General features: G+C 59.3%; 22 protein-coding genes and 1 tRNA gene. 11 read left to right on the top strand and 12 right to left on the bottom strand.

What is annotated here, in order from left to right; translation table 11 throughout:
* Positions 1–60 precede the first annotated feature (60 nt).
* On the top strand, positions 61–1,794 hold the full coding sequence (locus RAC79_RS10720) for an ABC transporter ATP-binding protein (protein ID WP_059760228.1): 1,734 nt from the start codon (positions 61–63) through the stop codon (positions 1,792–1,794).
* A gap of 24 nt (positions 1,795–1,818) precedes the next feature.
* Here RAC79_RS10720 and RAC79_RS10715 read toward each other — a convergent pair whose 3' ends face one another.
* Positions 1,819–2,046, bottom strand: coding sequence for a hypothetical protein (locus RAC79_RS10715; protein WP_142845131.1), 228 nt, complete (start codon positions 2,044–2,046; stop codon positions 1,819–1,821).
* Positions 2,047–2,420: 374 nt separating this feature from the next.
* Here RAC79_RS10715 and RAC79_RS10710 point away from each other — a divergent pair, with 374 nt between their 5' ends.
* A complete protein-coding gene (locus RAC79_RS10710) occupies positions 2,421–3,746 on the top strand; it encodes an Nramp family divalent metal transporter (RefSeq protein ID WP_161987879.1) in 1,326 nt (441 codons plus the stop codon).
* 6 nt (positions 3,747–3,752) lie between these two features.
* Here the strand turns inward: RAC79_RS10710 and RAC79_RS10705 are convergent, their stop codons facing one another.
* From RAC79_RS10705 to RAC79_RS10670, 8 genes are all read right to left on the bottom strand, one after another.
* A complete protein-coding gene (locus tag RAC79_RS10705) occupies positions 3,753–4,085 on the bottom strand; it encodes a DNA-binding transcriptional regulator (RefSeq protein WP_161987880.1) in 333 nt (110 codons plus the stop codon).
* Positions 4,082–4,234: a BrnT family toxin gene (locus RAC79_RS10700; RefSeq protein WP_237680923.1), complete on the bottom strand. Its 153-nt coding sequence runs from the start codon at positions 4,232–4,234 to the stop codon at positions 4,082–4,084. The genes RAC79_RS10705 and RAC79_RS10700 overlap by 4 nt, the downstream gene beginning before the upstream one ends.
* 87 nt (positions 4,235–4,321) lie before the next feature.
* Positions 4,322–4,456, bottom strand: a complete 135-nt coding sequence (locus RAC79_RS10695) for a hypothetical protein (protein WP_269825597.1) — start codon at positions 4,454–4,456, stop codon at positions 4,322–4,324.
* Between the two features lie 260 nt (positions 4,457–4,716).
* A complete protein-coding gene (locus RAC79_RS10690) occupies positions 4,717–8,535 on the bottom strand; it encodes a vitamin B12-dependent ribonucleotide reductase (RefSeq protein WP_374996996.1) in 3,819 nt (1,272 codons plus the stop codon).
* Positions 8,525–8,656: a hypothetical protein gene (locus RAC79_RS10685; RefSeq protein WP_272872067.1), complete on the bottom strand. Its 132-nt coding sequence runs from the start codon at positions 8,654–8,656 to the stop codon at positions 8,525–8,527. Before RAC79_RS10685 ends, RAC79_RS10690 begins: the two co-directional genes overlap by 11 nt.
* Before the next feature lie 553 nt (positions 8,657–9,209).
* Positions 9,210–9,707, bottom strand: coding sequence for a xanthine phosphoribosyltransferase (gene gpt, locus RAC79_RS10680; protein WP_003523375.1), 498 nt, complete (start codon positions 9,705–9,707; stop codon positions 9,210–9,212).
* Between the two features lie 300 nt (positions 9,708–10,007).
* The gene (locus RAC79_RS10675) at positions 10,008–10,853 is read right to left on the bottom strand and encodes a universal stress protein (RefSeq protein WP_125146679.1); all 846 of its coding nucleotides are present in this window, start codon (positions 10,851–10,853) and stop codon (positions 10,008–10,010) included.
* 219 nt (positions 10,854–11,072) lie between these two features.
* Entirely contained in the window at positions 11,073–11,864 is a 792-nt protein-coding gene (locus RAC79_RS10670) for a competence/damage-inducible protein A (protein ID WP_174039310.1), read from the bottom strand.
* A gap of 278 nt (positions 11,865–12,142) precedes the next feature.
* Here RAC79_RS10670 and wrbA point away from each other — a divergent pair, with 278 nt between their 5' ends.
* Entirely contained in the window at positions 12,143–12,742 is a 600-nt protein-coding gene (gene wrbA, locus RAC79_RS10665; RefSeq protein ID WP_080857032.1) for an NAD(P)H:quinone oxidoreductase type IV, read from the top strand.
* 515 nt (positions 12,743–13,257) lie between these two features.
* Here wrbA and RAC79_RS10660 read toward each other — a convergent pair.
* On the bottom strand, positions 13,258–13,503 hold the full coding sequence (locus tag RAC79_RS10660; RefSeq protein ID WP_003523370.1) for a DUF982 domain-containing protein: 246 nt from the start codon (positions 13,501–13,503) through the stop codon (positions 13,258–13,260).
* A 94-nt stretch (positions 13,504–13,597) separates the two neighbouring features.
* The gene (locus RAC79_RS10655; protein WP_174039228.1) at positions 13,598–13,903 is read right to left on the bottom strand and encodes a hypothetical protein; all 306 of its coding nucleotides are present in this window, start codon (positions 13,901–13,903) and stop codon (positions 13,598–13,600) included.
* A gap of 708 nt (positions 13,904–14,611) precedes the next feature.
* Here RAC79_RS10655 and RAC79_RS10650 point away from each other — a divergent pair.
* The 8 genes from RAC79_RS10650 to exoR all read left to right on the top strand — a co-directional run bounded on the left by RAC79_RS10650 (position 14,612) and on the right by exoR (position 23,550).
* Positions 14,612–14,764 carry a DUF3309 family protein gene (locus RAC79_RS10650; protein ID WP_003495626.1) on the top strand — a complete coding sequence of 51 codons (153 nt, stop codon included), beginning with the start codon at positions 14,612–14,614 and terminating at the stop codon, positions 14,762–14,764.
* A gap of 239 nt (positions 14,765–15,003) precedes the next feature.
* Positions 15,004–15,077, top strand: a tRNA-Cys gene (locus RAC79_RS10645).
* 232 nt (positions 15,078–15,309) lie between these two features.
* Complete coding sequence (locus tag RAC79_RS10640) at positions 15,310–15,981, top strand: protein-L-isoaspartate O-methyltransferase (RefSeq protein ID WP_142845135.1); 672 nt, start codon at positions 15,310–15,312, stop codon at positions 15,979–15,981.
* A gap of 389 nt (positions 15,982–16,370) precedes the next feature.
* Complete coding sequence (gene popZ / locus RAC79_RS10635; protein ID WP_174039227.1) at positions 16,371–17,378, top strand: cell division protein PopZ; 1,008 nt, start codon at positions 16,371–16,373, stop codon at positions 17,376–17,378.
* 219 nt (positions 17,379–17,597) lie between these two features.
* Positions 17,598–20,441 (top strand): valine--tRNA ligase, encoded by a 2,844-nt coding sequence (locus tag RAC79_RS10630; RefSeq protein WP_174039226.1) that lies wholly within the window; start codon positions 17,598–17,600, stop codon positions 20,439–20,441.
* Positions 20,442–20,901: 460 nt separating this feature from the next.
* A complete protein-coding gene (locus tag RAC79_RS10625) occupies positions 20,902–22,191 on the top strand; it encodes an outer membrane protein transport protein (protein ID WP_142845138.1) in 1,290 nt (429 codons plus the stop codon).
* A gap of 268 nt (positions 22,192–22,459) precedes the next feature.
* Complete coding sequence (locus RAC79_RS10620) at positions 22,460–22,762, top strand: hypothetical protein (RefSeq protein ID WP_223215637.1); 303 nt, start codon at positions 22,460–22,462, stop codon at positions 22,760–22,762.
* The gene (gene exoR, locus RAC79_RS10615; RefSeq protein WP_003509731.1) at positions 22,756–23,550 is read left to right on the top strand and encodes an exopolysaccharide production regulator ExoR; all 795 of its coding nucleotides are present in this window, start codon (positions 22,756–22,758) and stop codon (positions 23,548–23,550) included. Before RAC79_RS10620 ends, exoR begins: the two co-directional genes overlap by 7 nt.
* 42 nt (positions 23,551–23,592) lie before the next feature.
* Here exoR and xth read toward each other — a convergent pair whose 3' ends face one another.
* Positions 23,593–24,390 carry an exodeoxyribonuclease III gene (gene xth, locus RAC79_RS10610; RefSeq protein ID WP_104679411.1) on the bottom strand — a complete coding sequence of 266 codons (798 nt, stop codon included), beginning with the start codon at positions 24,388–24,390 and terminating at the stop codon, positions 23,593–23,595.
* Between the last annotated feature and the right edge of the window lie 2 nt (positions 24,391–24,392).

Genomic DNA, 24,392 nt, shown 5'->3' with positions numbered 1-24,392 from the left:
GAATTGAACTCCGTTTTTCTTGCGGCGTAAGGTTGCCGCGCCCGATCTCCAGGTCATGCCATGCTCCGCCGTTTCTTCGCCTATTATCGCCCCTATCGCGGTCTGTTCATTCTCGATTTTTCCTGCGCGGTGTTGTCGGGCGTGCTCGAACTCGGTTTTCCGATGGCGGTGAAGGCCTTTGTGGATGTGCTGCTGCCGGGCGGTGAATGGGCCATCATCCTTGCCGCCTCCGTGGGGCTGCTGGTCATCTATGTGCTGAATACCGGGCTGATGGCGACGGTCACCTATTGGGGACACATGCTCGGCATCAATATCGAGACCGACATGCGGCGTCTGGCCTTCGACCATCTGCAGAAGCTCTCCTTCCGTTATTTCGACAACCAGAAGACCGGCCATCTGGTCGGGCGGCTGACCAAGGATCTGGAAGAGATCGGCGAGGTGGCCCACCACGGCCCCGAAGACCTGTTCATCGCCATCATGACCTTCATCGGCGCTTTCCTTTTGATGCTTTCGGTCAATGTGCCGCTGGCGCTCATCACCGCCGCCGTCGTGCCCGTTACCGCCTGGGTGACCAGCCGTTACGGCGGCCGCATGACGCAGAATTTTCGCGCGCTTTATGGCCGGGTAGGGGATTTCAACGCCCGTATCGAGGAAAATGTCGGCGGCATGCGGGTGGTGCAGGCCTTCGCCAATGAGGATCACGAGCGGGCGCTGTTCGAGAAGGACAATCAGAAATACCGCCGCACCAAGCTCGATGCCTACAAGATCATGGCGGCCAGCACCTCGCTCAGCTATATGAGCATGCGCCTGACGCAGATGATCGTGATGATCTGCGGCGCCTGGTTCGTGCTGACGGGCAGCCTGACGGAAGGCGGCTTTGTCGGCTTCCTGCTGCTGGTGGGCGTGTTTTTCCGGCCGGTGGAAAAGATCAATTCCGTCATCGAGACCTATCCGAAGGGCATTGCCGGTTTCCGCCGCTTCACCGAGCTTTTGGACACCGCGCCTGATATCGTCGATGCGCCGGATGCGGTGGAAGCGCCGTTGCTGCGCGGCAATATCGAATATCGCCATGTCGGCTTCGGTTATGCCGAGGGCAAGACGGTTCTTACCAATATCGATCTGAAGATCAGCGCCGGCGAGACGGTGGCCTTTGTCGGTCCTTCGGGGGCGGGCAAGACGACGCTCTGCTCGCTTTTGCCGCGTTTTTACGATGTCACCAGCGGCGCGATCACCATTGACGGCATCGATATCCGCAAGATGAAGCTTGCTTCGCTGCGCAACCAGATCGGCATCGTGCAGCAGGATGTCTTCCTGTTCGGCGGCACGATCCGCGAGAATATCGAATATGGCCGGCTCGGCGCTTCGGATGCGGATATCATGGATGCGGCGCGGCGCGCCCGTCTCGACGGCGTCATCGAGGCCATGCCGCTCGGGCTCGACACCGTCATCGGTGAGCGCGGCGTCAAGCTTTCCGGCGGCCAGAAACAGCGTCTCGCCATTGCCCGCATGTTCTTGAAGAACCCGCCGATCCTCATTCTCGATGAGGCGACCTCCGCGCTCGACACGGAAACCGAACGCGCCATCCAGCAATCGCTGACGGAGCTTGCCAAAGGCCGCACCACGCTCGTCATCGCCCACCGGCTGGCGACGATCCGTGACGCCTCGCGCATCGTGGTGGTGGACCAGACCGGCATTGCCGAAACCGGCGCCCATGCCGAGTTGCTGGCCGCCAAGGGCCATTACAGCCGGTTGCATGAGGCGCAATTCAGCGGGCACCTTGCGGGCCTTAGTTGATAAGCGGCGCGTTGGGGCCGCAATCTATCCGCTGTTTTCCGCTGCCTGTTCCTCCACGATGCCGGGGTTGGGCTCCGGCTTGCCGGGATGGCTGGTGACGAGATAACCCATGGCGACCGCGGCGGCGACAATGAACAGCAGCACGATGCCGCTGATCGTCATCAGCCAGTCGCGCGGCTTTCTGTGCGCCATGATATATTTCGGCCATCGGCTCGGATGGTTCACCAGGCTGAATTTGTGGCCCTGTTGCATGAGCTTTCCCGCAATAGGTTGCTTCCTGAAAGATCAACGCAGGCGGGTGTGCGGCCGTTCCGAAATCGACGGGGGCAGGGCGATGACAAGGCCGTGAGGCGCTCGAGATGACAGCGCCTCCGCATTCGCCGCCGCCCTTTTTCCCCGACCTCCATCATCCCGGCCTTAGACGTAATCCAACCGGCGCACGGCGGGAGGGAGAGGAGGGCCAGCCATAAGCGCGTGATCGTCTGCCGGTTCGTGCCCGAACCGGACGCGCGTCTGCGTCATCGCACCCTGATATCCGGCCGTAAAACTCCCCTTGCCAGTCGCTGCTGCTTATGCGAATGATTTGCAATTGCACCAATTCAATCTCCCATTTGAAAGCGCAGAAAATGGATAAGCCAGTCTTTGGATGGCGACGGAACGGCGACGATCTCTCGTTGTCCGACGTTCACAGCTCGATCCGCGTCAAACCGAATGCCGGCACGTTTCGCCGGGCGATGGCCTTTTTCGGCCCCGGCTATCTCGTTGCGGTCGGTTACATGGATCCCGGAAACTGGGCGACGTCGCTCGCCGGCGGCTCCAGATTCGGCTACACGCTGCTCACCGTCGCGCTGGTCTCGAACATCATGGCGATCGTGCTGCAATCGCTCTGCGCCCGTCTCGCGATCGCGTCCGGCCGCGATCTCGCACAGGCCTGTCGCGATGCCTATCCGAAGCCGGTGGCGATGGTGCTGTGGCTGCTGGCCGAAATCGCCATCATCGCCACCGATATCGCCGAGGTGATCGGCACGGCCATCGGCCTCAACCTCATTTTCGGCATTCCGCTGGAACTCGGCGTCCTCATCACCGCGCTCGATGTACTCCTGATCCTTTATCTGCAAAAGCTCGGCTTCCGCTGGGTGGAGGCGCTGGTCATCACACTGCTTGGCGTCATCGCCGTGTGTTTCGCCATTCAGGTGGCGCTCGCCGACCCTGACTGGGGGCAAGTGATCCTTGGTTTTGCGCCGACGACCGAGATCGTCACCAATCCTGACATGCTCTATCTGGCGCTCGGTATTCTCGGCGCGACCGTCATGCCGCATAATCTCTATCTGCATTCGGGCATCGTGCAGACCCGTGAAATCGGCGAGACGATTGCCGAAAAACGGGAGGCGCTGAAATTCGCGACCCTCGATTCCACCATCGCGCTGATGTTCGCGCTCCTCATCAACGCCTCGATCCTCATTCTGGCGGCGGCGACCTTCTACAAGGCGGGACAGACCAATGTCGCCGAACTCGGCGAGGCCCATAATCTGCTGGCGCCTCTGCTTGGCCTTGCGATTGCGCCGACGCTGTTCGGCGTGGCACTGTTGTGCTGCGGCATCAATTCCACCGTCACGGCAACGCTTGCCGGCCAGATCGTGATGGAGGGTTTCCTAAAAATGCGGCTCGCGCCCTGGCTGCGCCGCCTCATCACCCGCGCCATCGCCATCATCCCCGCCGCCGGCGTGACCATTCTTTATGGCGATAGCGGCACGGGCGAACTACTGATCTTGACACAGGTGGTCTTAAGCCTGCAACTCTCCTTCGCCGTCTTCCCGCTCGTGATGTTTACCGCCGACAAGACCAAGATGGGCGAGCTGCGCTCACCACTCTGGCTCTCAGGCTTCGCATGGCTGATCGCGGTGGTGATTGCGGCGTTGAATGTGAAGCTGCTGATGGATTTTATCGGGTGAGGCGGGTCAGGCCGCGCCTTTACGGAGCGCGGCCGCCGTGCCCTCCGGGTCGACGGCGATGACCTTAAGATAAGCGCGGGCCGGCTGGTCCGGCTCGCTACGTCCCTGTTCCCAATCACGCAGGGTGCCAAGCGGAATATGATAACGTGCGGAAAACTCTTCCTGCGTCAGCTTCAGAGCCCGGCGGATGATCTTGATGCGCGGCATTCTGGGAGCCGAGGCAAGTTGTTCGGCGGAAAGCGGCAGATTATCAGGGTCGGCCAGCGCATTGGCCTCCGCTTCTTCGTCGGTCATGGCGTGAAGACGGGCCCAGTCTGTTTGATCGATTTCACCAGTCATTGTCGTCGGACTTCGCCGTAATTAGCCGAACGATCATCGATATCCACGGCAAATGGATCGTCAAAAACCTTGCGGGCGGTTTCAAAGCTGACGCCATGTTTGGCGAGATTGGTTAAAGCCTTTCGGTCATTCCACTCGGAATATAACATTGTGGACTACGGGTTTCCATTAGTGAAATAACTAAAATATCAAAGCAACAAGGGCTCTTTCATTTCCGAAAGAGCCCTAGGTATGCATCATTTCTTTTTATTCGGTGCTTGAGTTAATGCAGAGGCCGCAACTTTTTTTACAGCTGCGGGTGTCTTGGGGTTGCTGAGCAATTTTCCTGCCGTAGATGCAACCGACTTGGACGTACGTTCATTGGAGGCCATCTAGAAAACTCCTTGTTGATGGCTACCGAAGTTACCTCGACTTCAATTCTCTCATGCTCCATAATCACTGCGCCAACAGAGGAGGCACTTGAGTCTCTTCGCCCCGCGTGAGCTTCGGCTTTTTCGCGGTATACAAGCCGGGACTTCGTGTCCCGGCTTTTGTATTTCAAATCACAAATCCGATTCTCGTTTTGTTCCCTTTGAAAATCCAGCCCGACAAAAATGTCGGGCTGGAAATTTACGAGTTATCCACAGCTATCTCAGCTGCAACCGCTCGTCGCACCGCACGTATCGCACTTCTCGCAAGTGCCGTTCCGCACCATTGTGAAGTTCTGGCATTCCGAGCACATGTTGCCGGTATACCCTTGAGCGATCGAGCGCATGCGGCGTTCGTTTTCCACCTTCTTGGCTTCCGTCTTGGCCGATGCAGCGTCGGCGGCGGCCTTGTCGGAGAAGAGGGCGGTGGCCGTCTGCTGGGATTCCTGGGCGACGTCGTCGATCACTTCCTCGGCGATTTCTTCGGCCAGTTCCCTGGCGCGCTCTTCATAGTCCCGCTTGAAGGAGACGATTTCTGAGGTCGCGACGGAGACGGTCGGTTCCAGCTTGCGGGCGGCGGAGCCGGCAAAGGAGGTCACGTTGGCCGAAGCGCGGGCGGGGGCTGCCGTTGCCGAGCCCTTCGGCTCGGAAGACGACCGTTCGCCGCCATTGCTGGAAACCAGCGTCGGCTTGTAACCGCGGGTCCAGCCGGTGGAAACGAGGTTGGTCTTGCCTTCCTGGATACCCTTGCCGAGCGCCGTGTTGGAGAAATCCGACGTATCGACATGGGCGAGATCATGGCGGCCGAGATAGGAGACGGCGAGTTCGCGGAACACGTAGTCGAGGATCGACGTGGCGTTCTTGATCGCGTCGTTGCCCTGCACCATGCCGGCCGGTTCGAACTTGGTGAAGGTGAAGGCCTCCACATATTCTTCCAGCGGCACGCCATATTGCAGGCCGAGCGAAATGGCGATGGCGAAGTTGTTCATCATCGCACGGAAGGCCGCACCTTCCTTGTGCATGTCGATGAAGATTTCGCCGATGCGGCCATCGCCGAATTCGCCGGTGCGCAGATAGACCTTGTGACCGCCAACGGTCGCCTTCTGGGTGTAACCCTGACGGCGGTTCGGCAGCTTTTCACGCTCACGCGAGACACGCTCGATGACGCGTTCGACGATCTTTTCGGTGATCGTCACGGCCTGCTGTGCAGCCGGCTGCTGGATGAGTTCTTCGATCAGGTCTTCTTCGTCCTCGTCTTCCACCAGCGAAGCGTTGAGCGGCTGGGAAAGCTTGGAACCATCGCGGTAAAGGGCGTTTGCCTTCAGCGCCAGCTTCCAGGAGAGCATGTAGGCCGCACCGCAATCCTCAACCGTCGCATCGTTCGGCATGTTGATCGTCTTGGAGATCGCGCCGGAGATGAAGGGCTGTGCCGCCGCCATCATGCGGATATGCGATTCGACCGAGAGGTAACGCTTGCCGATCTTGCCGCAGGGGTTGGCGCAATCGAAGACCGGCAGATGCTCGGCCTTCAGGAACGGTGCGCCTTCCAGCGTCATCGCGCCGCAGACGTGAACGTTTGCCGCTTCGATGTCCTTCTTGCCGAAGCCGAGGTGCTCGAGCAGGTTGAAGCTCATGTCGGAGAGCTGCTCGTCGGAAACTTTCAGCGTTTCCTTGAGGAAGTCGGCGCCGAGCGTCCACTGGTTGAAGACGAACTTGATGTCGAAGGCGCTCTTCAGCGCGCCATTGACGGCCTCGATCTTCTCATCGGTGAAGCCCTTGGCCTTCAGCGTGGAAGGATTGATGCCGGGCGCCTGGTTGAGATTGCCATGGCCGACGGCATAGGCCTCGATCTCGGCGATCTGGCTTTCGGAATACCCAAGCGAACGCAGTGCATCCGGAACGGCGCGGTTGATGATCTTGAAGTAACCGCCGCCGGCGAGCTTCTTGAACTTCACCAGCGCGAAGTCGGGCTCGATGCCGGTCGTGTCGCAATCCATCACGAGGCCGATCGTGCCGGTCGGCGCGATAACCGTCGTCTGGGCGTTGCGGTAGCCGTGCTGTTCGCCGAGCGTCAACGCCTTGTCCCAGGCGGCGACGGCATGGGCGATCAGGTCCTGATCCGGGCAATCGCCATGGATGAGCGCGACCGGGTTGACCGACAGGCCCTCATAACCTTCAGACTGGCCAAGGGCGGCGCGGCGGTGGTTGCGGATGACGCGCAGCATGTTGTCACGGTTCGGCGCAAAGCCCGGGAAGGGGCCAAGCTCGCCGGCCATTTCAGCCGAGGTTGCATAGGACACGCCGGTCATGATGGCGGTGAGGCTACCTGCAATGGCGCGGCCTTCGGCGCTGTCATAGGGAATGCCCGAGGACATCAGGAGGCCGCCGATATTGGCGTAACCGAGGCCCAGCGTGCGGTACTCATAGGAGAGTTCGGCGATCTGGCGCGACGGGAACTGCGCCATCATGACGGACACTTCGAGCACGACGGTCCATAGGCGAACGGCATGTTCGTAATCGGCGATATCGATGCGCTTCGTCGCCTGATCCTTGAACTGCAGAAGGTTCAGCGAGGCGAGGTTGCAGGCCGTGTCGTCGAGGAACATATATTCCGAGCACGGGTTGGAGGCGCGGATCGGGCCGGCGGCTGGCGAAGTGTGCCAGTCGTTCATGGTGGTGTTGAAGTGCAGGCCCGGATCGGCAGACGCCCAGGCGGCGTGGGAAATCTTTTCCCAGAGGTCGCGGGCCTTCAGCGTCTTCATGACCTTGCCGTCCTTGCGGGCGGTGAGGTTCCAGTCACCGTCATTTTCGACAGCGCGCAGGAAGTCGTCCTTCAGCGAGACGGAGTTGTTGGAGTTCTGGCCGGATACCGTGAGGTAGGCTTCCGAATCCCAATCCGTGTCATAGGTCTTGAACTGGATGTCCTTGTAACCCTGCTCTGCGAACTGGATGACGCGCTTGACGTAATTTTCCGGCACCATGTCCTTCTTGGCAGCGCGGATTTCGCGCTTCAGGGCAGGGTTCTTGGCCGGGTCGAAGCAATCGCCATTGTCGGCCTCGCAATTGACGCAGGCCTTCATGATCGCCTTCAGATGCTTGGCGACGATCTTGGAGCCGGTCACGAGAGCGGCAACCTTCTGCTCCTCGTTCACCTTCCAGTCGATATAGGCTTCGATATCCGGATGGTCGGCATCGACAACGACCATCTTCGCCGCACGACGGGTCGTGCCGCCGGACTTGATGGCGCCTGCTGCGCGGTCGCCGATCTTGAGGAAGCTCATCAGGCCGGAAGAACGACCGCCGCCGGAAAGCTTTTCGCCTTCGCCGCGCAGATAGGAGAAGTTGGAGCCGGTGCCGGAACCATATTTGAACAGGCGCGCTTCACGCACCCACAGGTCCATGATGCCGCCTTCATTAACGAGGTCGTCTTCCACGGACTGGATGAAGCAGGCATGCGGCTGCGGATGTTCGTAAGCGGACTTGGACTTGGTCAGCTTGCCGGTGAAGGGGTCGACATAGAAGTGGCCCTGGCCGGGGCCATCGATGCCATAGGCCCAGTGCAGGCCGGTGTTGAACCATTGCGGGGAGTTAGGGGCAACGCGCTGGGTGGCGAGCATGTAGGCAAGCTCATCGCGGAAGGCCAGCGCATCTTCTTCGGACGAGAAATATTTGCCCTTCCAGCCCCAATAGGCCCAGGTGCCGGCCAGACGGTCGAAAACCTGACGCGCATCGGTCTCGGAACCGAAACGTTCGGCTTCCGGCACATCCTTCAGCGCCTTTTCATCGGGCACAGAGCGCCACAGGAAGGAAGGAACGTCGTTTTCCTCAACCTTCTTCAGGAACTTCGGCACGCCGGCCTTGCGGAAATATTTCTGCGCCAGAACGTCGGTGGCAACCTGGCTGAACTGCGCGGGAACGTCGATATCCGCCAGACGGAACACGATCGATCCATCCGGGTTCTTGATTTCACTGACGGCCTTGCGGAAGTCGATCTCCGCATAAGGCGATTGGCCGGGCTTCGTGAAGCGGCGTTCAATGCGCATGGTTTCTGTCCTCGTCCATTGGGCGCCCGGTGAAGGGCGCAAAAATCTGGTCCAGCCGTGCGATGCCTTCGCGCAGCCGGTTGTTGCCGATCTGAAAGGGATGTTCATCCTTGGATGTCATCCCTGTATCTCGTGGCTTATTCGGCTGCAAGCATGTCATGGAATACTAAATATAGTATCAACAGCTTCCTGCCGCCAGTCCCCGCGTCATGTTTTGGCGGTTCCGAAAAGGCGCGCAAAAGCCTGCGGCGAACCACCCCCTCATGGCCGGGACGCCGCTTTGGACATGCGCGCTGAAGATGGAGAGGAACCGGCCTCGTTACTTTCCGGTCCGTTGCCGCCGCAACATAATTGTCACTTTCCTCTCGCGGCACAGATTCGTCAAGCCATAGATTGAAACCCATTTTTAACCACAAGATATTGTGTGGAGTGCCTGTGGAAAACGGGGATAGGAAAAGCTCTTAGAAAAATCAGTGACTTGGCGGCAAAGTTTGAAGCTTGCGCGAGGCTGGTTTCCGCAACGGAAAGGCAAAACCCCGCATTTCCGGGGTGAGGCATAAAGGCGACACTGCGGTTTTTCCGTGTTTTTTAGCTGTCGTCAGAAAGGCGTTTCCCGACAAAAAAACCGCCCCGATGGGGCGGTTTCAAAGCGTGATTTTTCTCTGCGGGGCTGGTCAGCCGCGCGATCCCTTGGCAATCGGCTCCTGATATGTGAAGCCCATGTCCCAGGGGAAATAAATCCAGGTGTCCTGGCTGACTTCGGTAACGAAGGTGTCGATGGTCGGCACGCCCTTCGGCTTGGCGTAAACACAGGCGAAATGCGCCTTGGGCAGCATTTCGCGCACTTCGAGCGCCGTCTTGCCGGTATCGGTCAGGTCGTCCAGCACCAGCACGCCTTCGCCGCCATCCGCCGAAAGTTCCGGGGCGACACCCTTCAGCAGAACCGTTTCGCCCTGATTGACGTAATCATGGCGGGTGGCGATGCAGACCGTGTCGATCAGGCGGATATTCAGTTCGCGGGAAATGATCGCCGCCGGCACGAGGCCGCCGCGGGTGATACAGACGATCGCGCGGAACTCCCGCTCAAGGCCGGCGAGACGCCAGGCAAGCGCACGGGCATCGCGGTGAAACTGGTCCCAGGAGACGGGAAAGGCTTTATCGGGAAGGGACATGTCGTCTACCATCTGGTCAAAATTGTCGATGGCTTTGGCTAATAGCCGCAAGACCGGCAAAAAGGCAAGCTTTCCGCTTAAAGGACAGAGCTGGAGGTTGCCGTTTGTTTCTTCTCCCCGCCGGGGAGAAGGTGGCCCGAAGGGTCGGATGAGGGGGCAACGCTGCCGTAACTCACTGCCCTTGCCCCCTCATCCCGCTGTCGCGGACTTCTCCCCGGCGGGGAGAAGAAACAAGGGGCAGACGCTCGTTTTAACCGAGATGGCGGGGCTTGCGGCGCGCTGTTTACGCCGCATCCATTTTTAACGCGACAGTAGCGTCAGCGCCGTCATGGAATCGAGCAGGGTGCGGGTGACACCGCCAAACAGCAGTTCCCACCAGCGGGAATGGCCGTAAGCGCCCATGACAAGAAGGTCGATGCTGTTATCGGACAGCCGGTTTTCGATGGCCGCCTGCGGCGAGACACCGGCGATCTTTTCCTGCGAGGTCACGGTGACGTTGACGCCGTGGCGGGCGAGCGTGGCGGCCAGTTCCGCACCGGCGAGGCCGGAAGACTGCGTTTCGCTCTCGGCCTGATCCACGGAGAATATCTCGACGCTATCGGCTGCCTTGAGGAAGGGCAGGGCGTCGAAGGTGGCGCGGGTCGCCTCGCGCGAGCCGTTCCAGGCGATCAGGACGCGCTTGATCGGTTTCGCAACTGTCAGCACATGCGGCACGAGGAGAACGGGGCGACCGCTTTCATAGAGGAAACCGTCAATATCCGAGCGGCTGTCGGAAAGTGCGGAGGAGCTGCTCTGGCGGGCGACGACGAGATCGGCGCAACGGGCGCTGTCGATTGCCGATGCGGAGGCGTAACCCACCGATGTGACGAAGCTGCGCCATTCATGCGAGATGCCGTTGGCGGCCAGCGTACGCTCGAAGATGGTTCCGACGTCGGTGGTTTCCTTATGCGCCACATCCTGCAGCGCCTGCACGGTGGCGGGGTCGGGAATTTCCATCGGCGCGACGAGGGGAACGGCGGCCAGCGTTTCCATATGCAGGCCGATCACATGCGAGGAAAACTGATCGGCAAGGCTTACCACGAATTCGCCGAGCTTCTGCGTGTTCGAAACATTGTCGACCACTGCCAATATCGTCTTGTAACCCATTTCTCTCTCCTCGGTGACATGTCGTTTTCAGATCGTTCTGGTCTTTCTTCGAATCGCCAGATCGATCCAAGTCTCTGTTTTATGCATTGTCCGGGCGGAAAAGCTGTTCCGCTTTTCCTGGAATGCTCAGGGGGAGAGTGGCCGCCTTTACAGGCCGCCACCTTGATTTTGGTCAAAGCTTCCCGTCTCAAGCCTTTTCTGTCTCAAGCTTTTTCTGCCTTAGGCGGTTGCATCGCCCTTGCTGGCTGCCAGTCTTTTTTCATGGCCGATAGTCTCGATCATGGCGGCAACCGCCTCTGCTGCCGCCTTCAGGACGCCGGCGTCGCGGGCGCGCACCACGATCTCCGTCGAAAAGCGCTGCCCGTCATATTTGGGATAGGAGCCGATGCTGGTTTCGGGATGGGCTTTCTGGATGGCTGTCAGCGGCGTGCCGATATCGCCTTCGCCATAGGGCGACCGCACCGCCTGCGACATGACCTTCGCGCCGGTGCGCAGCGTCGGCATGACATTGTCCAGCATGGCCTGAAACACCTGCGGCACGCCGGCCATGACGTAAACATTGCCGATGACAAAGCCGGGGGCGACGGAAACGGGATTGGCGATGTGGGCGGCTCCTCTCGGCATACGCGCCATACGCTTGCGCGCCTCGGTGAATTCCATCTCGCGGACGCGATACATGTCACCCAGCAGGCGCAGCGCCTCGGCATCGTGCTCGCAGGGCAGGCCGAACGCCTCAGAGACCGCATCCGCGGTGATGTCGTCATGGGTCGGGCCGATGCCGCCTGATGTGAAGACATAGTCATAGCGGCCGCGCAGCGCGTTCAGCGCTTCCACGATCGCTTCCTCCTCGTCGGCGACGATGCGCACTTCCTTCAGGTCGATGCCGGACATGGTGAGGACATCCGCGAGGTGGCCGATATTCTTGTCCTTGGTGCGGCCCGAAAGCAGTTCGTCGCCAATGGCAAGCATGGCGGCGGTCACGACGGATTGGGCGGAGGAGGGATTGGACATGGTTGCACTCGTCATCTGTTTCACCCGACGTTAACGCCGCGCCAGCGCGAATGCAAAGCGGTTTTGAAGAAACGCAAAATGGGGATTGGTTGACGATGGCTCCGGGCGTTCACTCATCGTGAACAGTGCGTATGCCAATCCCCGGCTGGCGGCGGACCCATCCGTCCGCTACCTTTTTGTCATACGTTTTTTACGGGTCAAAGCCGATTATCATTGAGTTTTTAAAGAAGCTTGTCGCCGGTACGCCGGAAACAGTTCCAGCAAAGGAAACGAAGAGAATGACGAAGGTTCTGGTACTTTATTACTCCTCTTACGGCCATATCGAGAAAATGGCCTATGCCGTTGCCGAGGGCGTGAAGTCCACCGGCGCGGAAGCCGTGGTGAAGCGCGTTCCCGAACTCGTTCCGGAAGAAGTTGCAAAGTCTTCCCATTTCAAGCTGGATCAGCCGGCTCCGGTGGCGACGGTGGACGAGCTGGCGGATTACGACGCCATCATCGTCGGCGCCGGCACGCGTTTCGGCACGGTCGCCTCGCAGATGCGCAATTTCTGGGACCAGACCGGCGGTCTGTGGTTCAGCGGCAAGCTGGTCGGCAAGGTCGGTTCAGCCTTCACCTCTTCCGCCACCCAGCATGGCGGTCAGGAATCTACCATCCTCGGTTTCATCCCCACCTTCCTGCACCATGGCATGGCGGTCGTCGGTCTGCCCTATGCTTTCCAGGGCCAGATGGGCGTCGATGAAATCAAGGGCGGCTCGCCCTATGGCGCCTCCACCATCACCGATGGCGACGGCTCGCGCCAGCCTTCCGAAATCGAACTGGAAGCCGCCCGTTTCCAGGGCGCGCATGTGGCGAAACTCGCCGCCAAGCTTTCCGCCTGATTGGATCATCTGTTGAAAAAAAATGCGGCCCACAAGGCCGCATTTTTTAATACCGGAACGTCACGTCGCCGGTCGTGTCGAAGAAGAATTTTTGCCGTGGCTCAGATCGGTAGGTTGACCATGAAAAGGCAGCTTGCGACCACGAAGCCGAGCATCGAGATTTCGAGAAAACCGTTCAATCCGTCACGCATTCCGATCCTCCTCCTGTTGGGTGAAAAGAGAACGATCAGAGTTTATCGCGGTTCCATAACGAAAGAATGAAATTCAGGAAATTCCAATGTCCACTCGCCCCGTCTTCCGGCGAAGGGGATTTGGGCGCTTCAGCCGGTGACGACGAAGGCCACCACGAGGTGGCCGAGAAGGCCGATCGCCAGGCAGGAGAGGAGAAAAATGAACAGAGCCTTTTTCATGTTTCCGGAAGCTTCCATCTGTTGCGATCCATCCCACGTCTTATCCTGAAAAAGCTGACGCCGCAGGCGGCATTTTTTAGTCCACGGCCGGCAGGTGTTCCGCCGTCAGGCCTTGATATCGAGGCCGGCTTCGATTGCGGCTGCGATGAACGCCTTGCGCGCATCCTCGGGCTTCTTCCTGCCGGCATCGACGGCGGCGCAGATCAGCAGCGCCTTGTCCAGCGCATCGCCGTCTTCGATTGGCCAATCCTCGATCAGCGCCCAGGAGGCCGCCTGCGTGGTGTCAATGCTCGTATAGTCGCCCGGCGTTTCGAACGCGATCAGGACGGGTTTTTGCCAGCGCGTATTCATCGCCTATCCATTATGGTTGTTGCGCCCGGCTCTAAACCAAGCGGTCAGGATGCGCAATCCCGTTCCCGGCCCGTTTCGCGCCGTTGCGGTGCGGTCAGTCGTCGCGCCCGAACAACCATTCGCGGATGATGCGGCGGTCGATGAGTTCCAGCGAGCGGTCCGGCGCGATGCGGTAGGTTTCCACCGCCCGCGTGCTGCCGTCGATGCGGAATTCATGGGTGAAGGTACTGCCGATCGGCGATTTCGTCAGCTTGGTGCGCGGCTGGCCCCTGTAGATAATACTGCCGGGAATGGGTTCGACATAGGGCGCGGGGCCGACATAGGCGGCCGGGCCGGCCGTGGTGCATCCGGCAAGCGCCAGTGTAAGCGCGATAGCGGCCGATGATACGAGCGTTTTCATCCTGTCCTCCGAAGTGCGTCCGTGAAAACGATGTCGAGGCGCGGCGGTTCCCGGCGGGCAGGGGCCGGAGACGATTTCCCCGACTATTTGCTCTTCGGATTCTGAATGTCGCGCGCGACCCAGCGAAAGAAAAAGTAGACGAGGAGGCCGAAGATGAAAAGCGGGATGAGGTTCGCAAAACCGGACATATGATTCTCGTTTCTCCCTCCCGGTCCGGGGTCTAGCCGGAGTGAAACCGGCAAGGCAAGGGGAACGAGAACACAGTCGGTAAAATATCCGTGTGCCTGCAAAGGAGAATTCGAGGAGCGTGGGGAGGGGCGGGAGAGATCTGGCGCACTGCCAGTGATGCCAGATCTCTCCGTCTCCCGCCAGTTTCAGGGTACGGGGGACTGGCGCTAATATGACGGACAACTGCCGATAGACATAGGCCGAGAAATTACCTCGAATAAATCGCTGCTTTGGTCGATCCCGGTGAAGGCCGGCCTGCCGCGGGCCTTCAGGGGCTTTTTGCGGCGATATAATTAGCCAGAGAATTACTTCTCGAGACGGAGCAGCCAAAGGCCGCATTCCCGAATTCCCGGTGTAACTCGTTGAAACGGAAGAGGATGCCTTTCCACCGTTATGCTGCCGGCTATACAGTAAAGGGAACTTTTTGCGCATTTCATCGTTCAAACAGGCAGGACACATGCCAATAGTGGAGGGTTACACATGCTCGGCACCATCCTCGTCATCCTGCTCATTCTTTTCCTGATCGGCGCACTGCCAAGCTGGGGTTACCATAATTATGGTTATGGCCCGTCAGGCGGTCTCGGACTGGTTCTGGTCATCGTCCTGATCCTCGTTCTGCTTGGGCGGATCTGACCGGCTGGTACAGGAAATGCAGCATTGCCCGCAACGGCGCAAACGTGCCGGATGCGGGCTTTGTTTCTTCTGAAATATAAGGCAGATACAAAAAGCTTCGGAATCTTAAGTGCTTAAGCAGCTTGCCTTAGCGGTATGCCGGTGCGATCCGAAAAAACACTACATTCGGAACGAACCCTCTTGCGCCCATAATGGATTCGTTCTAAATGCCCGCCATCGCTTGATTGATGAGCGTGTGAGGCCTCGTGGCGGAGTGGTGACGCAGAGGACTGCAAATCCTTGTACCCCGGTTCAATTCCGGGCGAGGCCTCCAAAAATTTCCACGAACGCAATGTTTTTTCGATATTTGACCCCGCTTCGCGGTCATTTGCTGTTCCGGAAATCTCCACTGTTTCGCTTTTTCCCACACATCCGGCTTAGCGCGCTTGAAAGCGTGCGCTTGGGCAATTATGAGATTATCCAAAGGCGAGGGGGAGCCCCTGCCGTTTTGAGCTTTTGGAGCCGAGGCTTCCCGACCGGCATCCGTGAAATTGAGGCGATACGATATGATGGATTTCGAAACCGCACGCGCCAATATGGTCGACAGCCAGTTGCGCACGACCGACGTGACGTCGCATTCCGTGCTGAAGGCGTTTTTGAGCGTGCCGCGCGAGGCATTCGTGCCGGCGGGCGTGCGGCAGATAGCCTATGTGGACGCGGACCTGCAGATCTGTCCCGCCCGCGATGGCCGTCCGGCCCGTTATGTCATGAAGACCTCGCCGCTGGCGAAGCTGCTGCAGCTTTCGGCCGTGTCGAAGGAGGACGTGGTGCTGGAAGTCGGCGGCGGTGCAGGTTATGCAGCCGCCATCCTTTCGCAGCTTGCCGGTTCGGTGGTTTCGCTTGAAAGCGATGAGGCGCTGGCCGCACAGGCGACCGAGACGCTCGCCTCGCTCGGATATGACAATGTCGCGGTCGTAACCGGCGACCTCGAAAAGGGCTATGCGGGCGAAGCGCCCTATGACCTCATTTTCATCAACGGCTCGGTTGAGGAAGTGCCGGCGGCACTGACCGACCAGCTGCGTGACGGCGGCCGTCTGGTTGTCGTCGTCGGATATGGCGGCGCCGCGAAGGCCACCGTCTATCGCCGCGATGGCAACAGCACATCGGCCGCCACTTTCTTCAATGCTTCCGTCAAGCCGCTGCCGGGTTTTGCCAAGGCGGCCGAATTCGTTTTCTGATCGGCAAACGATCATCTTCTTTCTGACGCCGGGGTGGAGTTTCCGCCCCGGCGTTTTTACGTTCGGTTTGCCGGCGGAGCGCTTCCTTTCGGGCCGTCCTCACAAAGCTGTGCATCATCACGAAACTTGTCGAATCAGTGATTTAGTTCCTCGCTATGCTGACCTAAACTAAGGGTGATTCGGGGTGTGCGTATTTCTGCCCCGCATGATCCTGCGACAGGGACGGCGAAATGCCCAGGCGCTTGGCCGGCCATGTTTCAGAGCATCGGTGTGACAATCGATTTCGGTTGTCGAAAACGCGATGTGAAAATTGAACAGGTCAAGGAGCGCTCATCCGGTGTCCGAGGGATGCGGCAAGGGCGTTCGAAGAGTGGAAACCGGGGATTGATATGGCTCAGCCAAGCGTAGCGCGTGAACCGTCCATGGAAGAGATTCTGGCGTCTATCCGCCGGATCATCGAAAGCAACGAGACCGGACCTGCCGGTGCGTTTTCCGGGCAGTTGCCGCCGGTCTATGACGATGAAGACGAGGCGGCGAGCGAAGCAGCCTTCGTGGCGGAGCCCATCAGCCCCCCAGCGCGCGTTCCCCCCGCCGCAAACCAGGCTTTTGGCGCACGGCCTGCGCAGGATTTTTCGCCGATTTCTGAAGGGCCCATGGCTGAACGGCAGGAAAGCGCCGCCGAGAAGACCATGTCGCTTGCAGATGTCGCTGCCCGTGTGCGTGCCGCCGCAGACCGTAACGCCGCCATGGGGCCGCAGGCTTTCGCCGCGCAGGCCCAGCGCGGCGCGGCCGAGACCGCGCCGTCGGCTGCTGCGCCGACCGTATCGCAGCCTTTGTCCGCGCCGTCTTCCGAACGCGCCGCACCGCAGCGCCCGACGGATGTTCGTCCGCTGATGGCGGCTGCGGCCGCCGCGAGCGTGAGCGAGCAGCCGGCATCCAGCGTGAACGAGCAGCCGGTATCTTTTGCCGCCGAGGATCGCGCTGCCGCTGCCGCCATCGAAAGCGCGTCTTCGGCCGAAAACCGCTTCGATCAGCTTTCGCTGCGCGGCGCCCTCGAAACGCCGCTGACAGCGGAACGTTTCGACATAGCGGTGCTGGAACCTGTCGTTGAGAAACCGGCATTCGATCTGGCCGAGCCACAGGCAAAAGACGAGGCGGGTGTTGAGGGCGGTCTGTCGCTCAATCTTCTTTCCGCCGCTGCCGGTGCGCAGATCGCCCGTTCGTTCAGCGAGCTTGCAGAGGTTTTCGACGGTGTCGAGCGGCGCTCTATCGAGGATATGGCCGCCGAAATGCTGCGCCCGATGCTGCAGGATTGGCTGGAAGACAATCTGCCGACACTCGTGGAGCGTCTGGTGCGCGAGGAAATCGAGCGCGTGGCGCGCGGTTCGCGCCGCTAAGTTCCGCTCCGGCCGCATGTGCGATTGCGGCGGATGCGACGAAACAGGGGCCGCTCCGGCATCGGGGCGGCTTTTTTGTTGAAGATGAAGGTGTTATGGGGTCATAGTCACCCGTGGGTCCGCTCAATGGTTGGCTCGCGGGCGGGTTTCTGTTGACTCTCTCCCGTCCATCCTTATTTAAAAAAATCCACACAAGAACTCTAAAATTCAGGTCAGGAAATGCTCGAAAAGACCTACGATTCCGCATCCGTCGAACCGAAGATCGCCAAAGCCTGGGACGAGGCTCACGCTTTTCGTGCCGGCGCCAACGCCAAGCCGGGCGCGGAAACCTTCACCATAGTCATCCCGCCGCCGAATGTGACCGGCTCCCTGCATATGGGCCACGCGCTCAACAACACGCTGCAGGATATTCTGGTCCGCTTCGAGCGCATGCGCGGCAAGGACGTGTTGTGGCAGCCGGGCATGGACCATGCCGGCATCGCCACGCAGATGGTCGTCGAGCGCAAGTTGATGGAGCAGCAGCTTCCGGGCCGCCGCGATATGGGCCGTGAGGCTTTCGTGGAGAAGGTCTGGGAGTGGAAGGCCGAATCCGGCGGTCTCATTTTCAACCAGCTGAAACGCCTTGGTGCCTCCTGTGACTGGTCGCGTGAGCGCTTCACCATGGATGAGGGGCTGTCGCAGGCGGTTCTCGAAGTTTTCGTCACGCTCTACAAGCAGGGCCTGATCTATAAGGACAAGCGCCTCGTCAACTGGGACCCTAAGCTGCAGACGGCGATTTCCGACATGGAAGTCGAACAGATCGAGGTGAAGGGCAACCTTTGGCACTTCCGTTATCCGCTGGAAAAGGGTGTCACCTATCAATATCCGGTCGCTTTCGACGAGGAGGGCAAGCCCACCGATTTCGAAACGCGCGATTATATCGTCGTCGCCACGACGCGGCCCGAAACCATGCTCGGCGATACCGGCGTTGCGGTGAACCCGAAGGATGAACGGTACAAGGGCATTATCGGCAAGCATGTCATCTTGCCGATCGTTGGCCGCAAGATTCCGATCGTCGCCGATGACTATGCCGACCCGACGGCCGGCACGGGCGCGGTTAAGATCACGCCTGCGCATGACTTCAACGATTTCGAAGTCGGCAAGCGCTGCGGTCTGCGCGCCATCAACATCATGAATATCGACGGCACGATCTCCATCAAGGAGAACGAGGATTTCCTCGAAGGTCTCAGCCATCCCGCGGCGCTGCATGGCGCATGGGATCGTCTGGAAGGGCAGGACCGCTTTACCGCCCGCAAGATCATCGTCGAAATCTTCGAGGAAGCCGGCCTGCTCGACAAGATCGAGCCGCACAAGCATGTCGTGCCGCATGGCGACCGTGGCGGTGTGCCGATTGAGCCGCGCCTGACCGACCAGTGGTGGGTGGACAACAAGACGCTCGCCCAGCCGGCGATTGCCTCGGTTCGCGAAGGCCGCACCAATTTCGTGCCAAAGAACTGGGAAAACACCTACTTCCAGTGGATGGAGAACATCCAGCCCTGGTGTATCTCGCGGCAATTGTGGTGGGGTCACCAGATCCCCGCATGGTATGGCCCGGACGGACAGGTCTTCGTTGAGAAGACCGAAGAAGAGGCGCTTCAGGCGGCCATCCAGCATTATATTGCCCATGAAGGACCATGGAAGGCCTGGGTCGAGGAGAAGCTTGAGAACTTCAAGCCGGGTGAAATCCTGACCCGCGACGAAGACGTGCTCGACACCTGGTTCTCGTCGGCGCTCTGGCCGTTCTCGACGCTTGGCTGGCCCGAGCAGACACCGGAACTGGCGCGCTATTATCCGACCAACGTGCTGGTGACCGGTTTCGACATCATCCCGTTCTGGGTGGTGCGGATGATGCAGATGGGTCTGCATTTCATGAAGGACGATGCCGGCAACCCGGTCGAGCCTTTCAGCACGGTCTATATCCACGCGCTGGTTCGCGACAAGAACGGCCAGAAGATGTCGAAGTCCAAGGGCAACGTCATCGATCCGCTGGAACTGATCGACGAATATGGTGCGGATGCGCTGCGTTTCACGCTTGCCATCATGGCGGCGCAGGGCCGTGACGTGAAGCTCGATCCGGCGCGTATCGCCGGTTATCGCAACTTCGGCACGAAGCTCTGGAATGCGACCCGTTTTGCCGAGATGAACGGCGTGAAGCGCGATCCGCATTTCCTTGCCGAAACCGCGTCGCTGACCATCAACCGCTGGATTCTGACCGAGCTTGCCAATACGGCGCGCGACGTGACGGCGGCGCTTGAGAACTTCCGTTTCAACGACGCCTCCGGCATTCTCTACCGTTTCGTCTGGAACCAGTTCTGCGACTGGTATCTGGAACTGCTGAAGCCTGTCTTCAGCGGCGAAGACGAAAAGGCCAAGAGGGAATCGCAGGCCTGCGCGGCCTATGTTCTGGACGAGATCTACAAGCTCCTGCATCCCTTCATGCCCTTCATGACGGAAGAGCTTTGGGCGCATACGGCGGGCGAGGGCGAGGAGCGGGATAATCTGCTTTGCCTGACCGACTGGCCGGTGCCGGAATTCCGCGACGATGCCGCGGCGGCCGAAATCAACTGGCTGATCGATCTCGTCTCCGGCATTCGCTCCGCGCGCGCCGAGATGAATGTGCCGCCGGGCGCCACCGCTTCGCTGGTGGTTGTCGGCGCCAATACCTCCACCGAAGCGCGGCTCGACCGCCACGCCGCCGCCATCCGGCGCCTGGCGCGGGCGGATGAAATCCGCGCCGCCGATGTCGCACCGAAGGGCTCCGCGCAGATCATCGTCGGCGAGGCCACGGTTTGCCTGCCGCTCGGCAAGCTCATCGATCTGGCGGCCGAGGAAGCCCGTCTCGAAAAGGCGATCGGCAAGGTCGATGCGGAAATGGAACGCATCGACAAGAAGCTGTCGAACGAAAAATTCGTGGCCAATGCCGATCCGGAAGTGGTCGCCGCCGAGCGCGAGCGCAAGGCAGAGCTGGAAGTGCAGCTTGCAAGCCTGAGAACGGCGCTCACGCGGGTCAGCGAAGCGGGTTAATAGCTGCCCCCGGCTCTTTTCTGAAAACAAAACGCCCCGTTCGAAACGGGGCGTTTTTGTTTCTATGTAACAATTCGTCTCGATTGATTGCTGCACCGCAACGGCGAATCATGGGCACCCGAAAGAGCGATTATTTCACGCCATGCCCGGCCAAAAACCTCTGAAACAGCCAAAAAATCCAACAAAAACGGCCTGATAAGCGCGTTTCCTCGGGAAACCCGTGAGTGTGGTTATTTGGCGACAATTCCTGCCTCAAGTGGGAATTTGTTTCATTTTATGTCTGATTGCTTCAATGGGATTAGAAAAATAACCTAAAATGATTATGCAAGGGGATCGACATGAAATTCTTACGTAAAAAATGGAGAAGTGTCGCAGAACTGTGCCAGAGTGCGGCAGATTGTCATTTGCTGCGAAGCGCTTCACTCTTTTGATGATCACATTGCCTTGATTGGGGAGAGAGATGGCAAAAACTGCAATTTTTCGCGGCGCGGTATGTTTCGCAGTCAGCATCGCGGCGGTAACGCCCTCATTGGCTGGCGGCCTTGAGCGCGGCGGTTACAATATCGACCTGCTGTTCGATCCGTCCGATTATGTTCTCGACAGTTCTGCAACCTTCGTCGCGCCGCAGCGCAAGGTGGAAAATGCGCGGGACAATCCGCTGAAGAGCGGCCCGCTGCCTGCGGCCTGGTCAAGGAGCGCAGATGACTCTGAAAACTTCTGGTCGACCCGGATCGGCGCCAAAGCGGCAATCGGTGATTTCGGCGACTGCATGTTCGACTATTCGCAGCCCTGGGGCGCGCATCTCAATCCCGGTATCTGGCAGGGATCGAGCTACAATATCGAAACCAAGGTCAAGTCGCACAATTACGCTACTACCTGCCGGGTGAAGTTCGATCTTGGCAAAGGCGACTTCTCGATTATAGGCGGTGGTTTCTATCAGGAACTCAGCGGTTATAAATACCGTCAGGTTCTCGGGCCGGCCGTTCTGGGCCTCAATCCGGCCTGGTCCAGCTTCAGCGGCGTTGGCAAACTTGAGATGGAAGGTGACGGCTGGGGCTGGCGCGTCGGCATGGCCTATGAGATTCCCGAGATCGCCTTCCGTGCGAGCCTCGTTTACAACAGCGCCGTCGATCACGACCTGACCGGTTTCGCCGACGTCAGGGCGATCCCGCAGACGCCGCCCTCCATTTCTCCGACGCTTGCGAAATACGGTGGCAAGCTCGTGCCAATCTATGGCTCTGTTTCCATGCCTGACAGTATCGAACTCAAGGTGCAATCCGGTATCGCGCCGGACTGGCTTGCTTTCGGTTCGGTGAAGTGGACGGACTGGAGCCAGATTCAGGTCATTCCTTTCTGCGCGGTCGGCACGTCGCCGTGCGTTCCGAGCGGAGCTGACACGCTCAACACGCTTGACCTGTTTTATCGCGACGGCTGGACGATTTCGGGTGGCGTCGGTCACAAGTTCAACGAACAGTGGAGCGGTGCTGTGAGCCTGACCTGGGATCGCGGTACGTCGACTGTCATCGGCACCCAGACCGACACCTGGACACTGGGCACGCAGATCGTCTACTCCCCGAACAAGAACATCGAGTTCAAGATTGCCGGCGCTCTCGGCCTCCTGACCTCCGGTAGCTCGTCCATCAATGGCGGACCGTGCGGTGCAGGCTTCACCTGCGGCAACGAGGCGGGCTACGACTTCGGCAACGACCTCGTCGCAGCCATCTCGACCGGTGTGAAGGTCAAGTTCTGACATCATCCTTCCGTAGATGCTAAAATAAAGGTCCGGTTTACCAACCGGGCCTTTTTTCATGCGCGACTATGATTCCTGCTCGATAAAATTTTCTAGCCCGAAAGTTTTGTGACGATTTGGCAACACTTTTCTGCAAGCGTGTGGGCGCGTTGGAATGTGAGCATATCTGTCCATTTCCCGCCACAAACAGGGTGCTTGGCTTATGTTTAAAGGCGCGGGAATGAAAGAACATGCAGGCGTTTGATGTGGGCCTGCGGAGTTGCAGAAAGTGAAAACGGGTTTGGATTCAGCGTTTAAGCAAGTAATACGGGAATTTCGCCCGGCTTTCTTGTCTGGCGCTGACCGGCGGATGACGGAATGCCGTTATGTTGCCGGAAATTATGCCTATATCTGTCTCACTGGAAAATTAGGGCAATTGCCGCAAAAGACCACCGGTGGTGCGCTGGAAAGTGCTGCCGGAAAGACGCAGTGTGTTCGAAAAATCGCGACCCGGCGGGGTTCGGCTTTGCAGTATTCCGCAAGTATTGGCTATATGCCGGGAAGAGTTGAGAGAAGTTCGCTGAAATGCTGAAATGTGAAGCCAACGTTTTAAAGCCGCTCCTTATGGGCATGTTGCTTGCGTCGCTCGCAATGCCTGCTGCGGCTTTTGACATCAATGCGGGCGTGACCAAGGAATCCGGCCCCTTCGACCTGTTCAAGTTCGGCTTCAAGGCCTACAAGAACGGCAACAAGGGCGAAGCCGTCGAGGCCTATCGCTACGCGGCTGAAAAGGGCCATACCGGCTCGCGCTGGGCGCTTGCCAATATGTATGCCTATGGCGATGGCGTCGCCAAGAACGACTTCGAAGCTTTCAAGATCTACAGCGAAATCGCCAATCAGGGCGTGGAGCCGGGTTCGGAAGATACCGGCTTTTTCGTCAATGCGCTGCTTTCCCTTGCCGATTATTACCGTCACGGCATTCCCGGCAGCCCGGTGAAGATGGACTTGTCGCAGGCCCGCCAGCTTTATTTCCAGGTTGCTTCCACGTTTGGCGTCGCTGAGGCGCAGTTCCGTCTGGCTGAGATGATTCTCGCCGGCGAGGGCGGCCGCGCCGATGTGCAGCAGGCCAAGAAGTGGCTCAACCAGGCCCGCAAGCACGGCCATGCCGGCGCCATGTCGATTTTCGGCAACCTGATCTTCCAGGAAGGCCAGACGACGCAGGGGCTGGCCTTCATGACGGCGGCGCTCGACAAATGCACGGCGGCGGACTGTACCTGGATACAGAACCTGCAGGAGCAGGCTTTTTCGCTCGCCGGTGAGAACGATCGCCGCGCCGCCATCGCCATGGCGCAGAACATGCAGTTCAACGATCCGGATTGAGGGTGCTGATCGGGGTGGTTTTATCCACCCGCCCGGAGTGGCTCAGCCGATCGGACTGAAATCGAAATAACCGCAGACCGGCACATGGTCGGACGGTTTTTCCCAGGCTCGCACATGTTTTTCGATGCTGACGGATTGCAGCCTGTCGGCCGCTTCCGCTGACAGCATCAGATGATCGATGCGGATGCCATTGTTTTTCGGCCATGCCCCGGCCTGATAATCCCAGAAGGAATAAAGTCCTGCTTCATCCGTCGTCGCACGCGCGGCATCGGTGAAGCCCAGATTCTCCAGCTTGCGGAAGGCCGCACGGGTCTTCGGCAGGAACAATGCGTCGCCTTCCCACACGCGTGGGTCGTGACAATCGAAGGGCTCGGGAATGACGTTGTAGTCGCCCGCAAGGATCAGCGGCTCCTCGAGCGCAAGGCGATCTTCGGCAAAATGCCGCAGCCGTTCCATCCAGGCAAGCTTATAGGGATATTTCACCGGATCGTCCGGCGGATTGCCGTTCGGCAGGTAAAGCGAGCAGACGCGGATGGCGCCGCCATCGACGGAAAAAACGCCTTCGATGAAACGCGCCTGTTCATCGGCATCGTCACCCGGCAGGCCGCGATTGACCTCGTCGGGCTTGACCTTCGACAGCAGCGCGACACCGTTGAAGCCCTTCTGGCCATGGGTCTCGACGTGATAGCCGAGCGCCTCCAGCTCCAGCCGGGGGAAACCCTCGTCGACGGATTTGATTTCCTGAAGGCACACGATATCGGGCGACGAATCCTTCAGCCACTGGCAGAGGTTTTCGATACGCGCCTTGACGCCGTTGATGTTCCAGGTGGCAATCTTCATCG

Source organism: Agrobacterium sp. LR_9 (genome assembly GCF_041954855.1).
GTDB lineage: Bacteria > Pseudomonadota > Alphaproteobacteria > Rhizobiales > Rhizobiaceae > Agrobacterium > Agrobacterium leguminum.
The sequence above is the reverse complement of the archived record's forward strand: the minus strand, read 5'-3'. Positions and strand labels throughout refer to the sequence as shown.

Bases quoted from the DNA above. Each gene is read 5' to 3' on its own strand.
- RAC79_RS10660 (WP_003523370.1), bottom strand. From the start codon at position 13,503: ATGAATACGCGCTGGCAAAAACCCGTCCTGATCGCGTTCGAAACGCCG.
- RAC79_RS10650 (WP_003495626.1), top strand. From the start codon at position 14,612: ATGCTCGGCACCATCCTCGTCATCCTGCTCATTCTTTTCCTGATCGGC.
- RAC79_RS10670 (WP_174039310.1), bottom strand. From the start codon at position 11,864: ATGTCCAATCCCTCCTCCGCCCAATCCGTCGTGACCGCCGCCATGCTT.
- RAC79_RS10695 (WP_269825597.1), bottom strand. From the start codon at position 4,456: ATGGCCTCCAATGAACGTACGTCCAAGTCGGTTGCATCTACGGCAGGA.
- RAC79_RS10700 (WP_237680923.1), bottom strand. From the start codon at position 4,234: ATGTTATATTCCGAGTGGAATGACCGAAAGGCTTTAACCAATCTCGCC.
- popZ (WP_174039227.1), top strand. From the start codon at position 16,371: ATGGCTCAGCCAAGCGTAGCGCGTGAACCGTCCATGGAAGAGATTCTG.
- RAC79_RS10710 (WP_161987879.1), top strand. From the start codon at position 2,421: ATGGATAAGCCAGTCTTTGGATGGCGACGGAACGGCGACGATCTCTCG.
- gpt (WP_003523375.1), bottom strand. From the start codon at position 9,707: ATGTCCCTTCCCGATAAAGCCTTTCCCGTCTCCTGGGACCAGTTTCAC.
- RAC79_RS10640 (WP_142845135.1), top strand. From the start codon at position 15,310: ATGATGGATTTCGAAACCGCACGCGCCAATATGGTCGACAGCCAGTTG.
- exoR (WP_003509731.1), top strand. From the start codon at position 22,756: ATGCTGAAATGTGAAGCCAACGTTTTAAAGCCGCTCCTTATGGGCATG.
- RAC79_RS10715 (WP_142845131.1), bottom strand. From the start codon at position 2,046: ATGCAACAGGGCCACAAATTCAGCCTGGTGAACCATCCGAGCCGATGG.
- RAC79_RS10630 (WP_174039226.1), top strand. From the start codon at position 17,598: ATGCTCGAAAAGACCTACGATTCCGCATCCGTCGAACCGAAGATCGCC.
- RAC79_RS10625 (WP_142845138.1), top strand. From the start codon at position 20,902: ATGGCAAAAACTGCAATTTTTCGCGGCGCGGTATGTTTCGCAGTCAGC.
- xth (WP_104679411.1), bottom strand. From the start codon at position 24,390: ATGAAGATTGCCACCTGGAACATCAACGGCGTCAAGGCGCGTATCGAA.
- RAC79_RS10720 (WP_059760228.1), top strand. From the start codon at position 61: ATGCTCCGCCGTTTCTTCGCCTATTATCGCCCCTATCGCGGTCTGTTC.
- wrbA (WP_080857032.1), top strand. From the start codon at position 12,143: ATGACGAAGGTTCTGGTACTTTATTACTCCTCTTACGGCCATATCGAG.
- RAC79_RS10675 (WP_125146679.1), bottom strand. From the start codon at position 10,853: ATGGGTTACAAGACGATATTGGCAGTGGTCGACAATGTTTCGAACACG.
- RAC79_RS10690 (WP_374996996.1), bottom strand. From the start codon at position 8,535: ATGCGCATTGAACGCCGCTTCACGAAGCCCGGCCAATCGCCTTATGCG.
- RAC79_RS10655 (WP_174039228.1), bottom strand. From the start codon at position 13,903: ATGAAAACGCTCGTATCATCGGCCGCTATCGCGCTTACACTGGCGCTT.
- RAC79_RS10685 (WP_272872067.1), bottom strand. From the start codon at position 8,656: ATGACATCCAAGGATGAACATCCCTTTCAGATCGGCAACAACCGGCTG.
- RAC79_RS10705 (WP_161987880.1), bottom strand. From the start codon at position 4,085: ATGACTGGTGAAATCGATCAAACAGACTGGGCCCGTCTTCACGCCATG.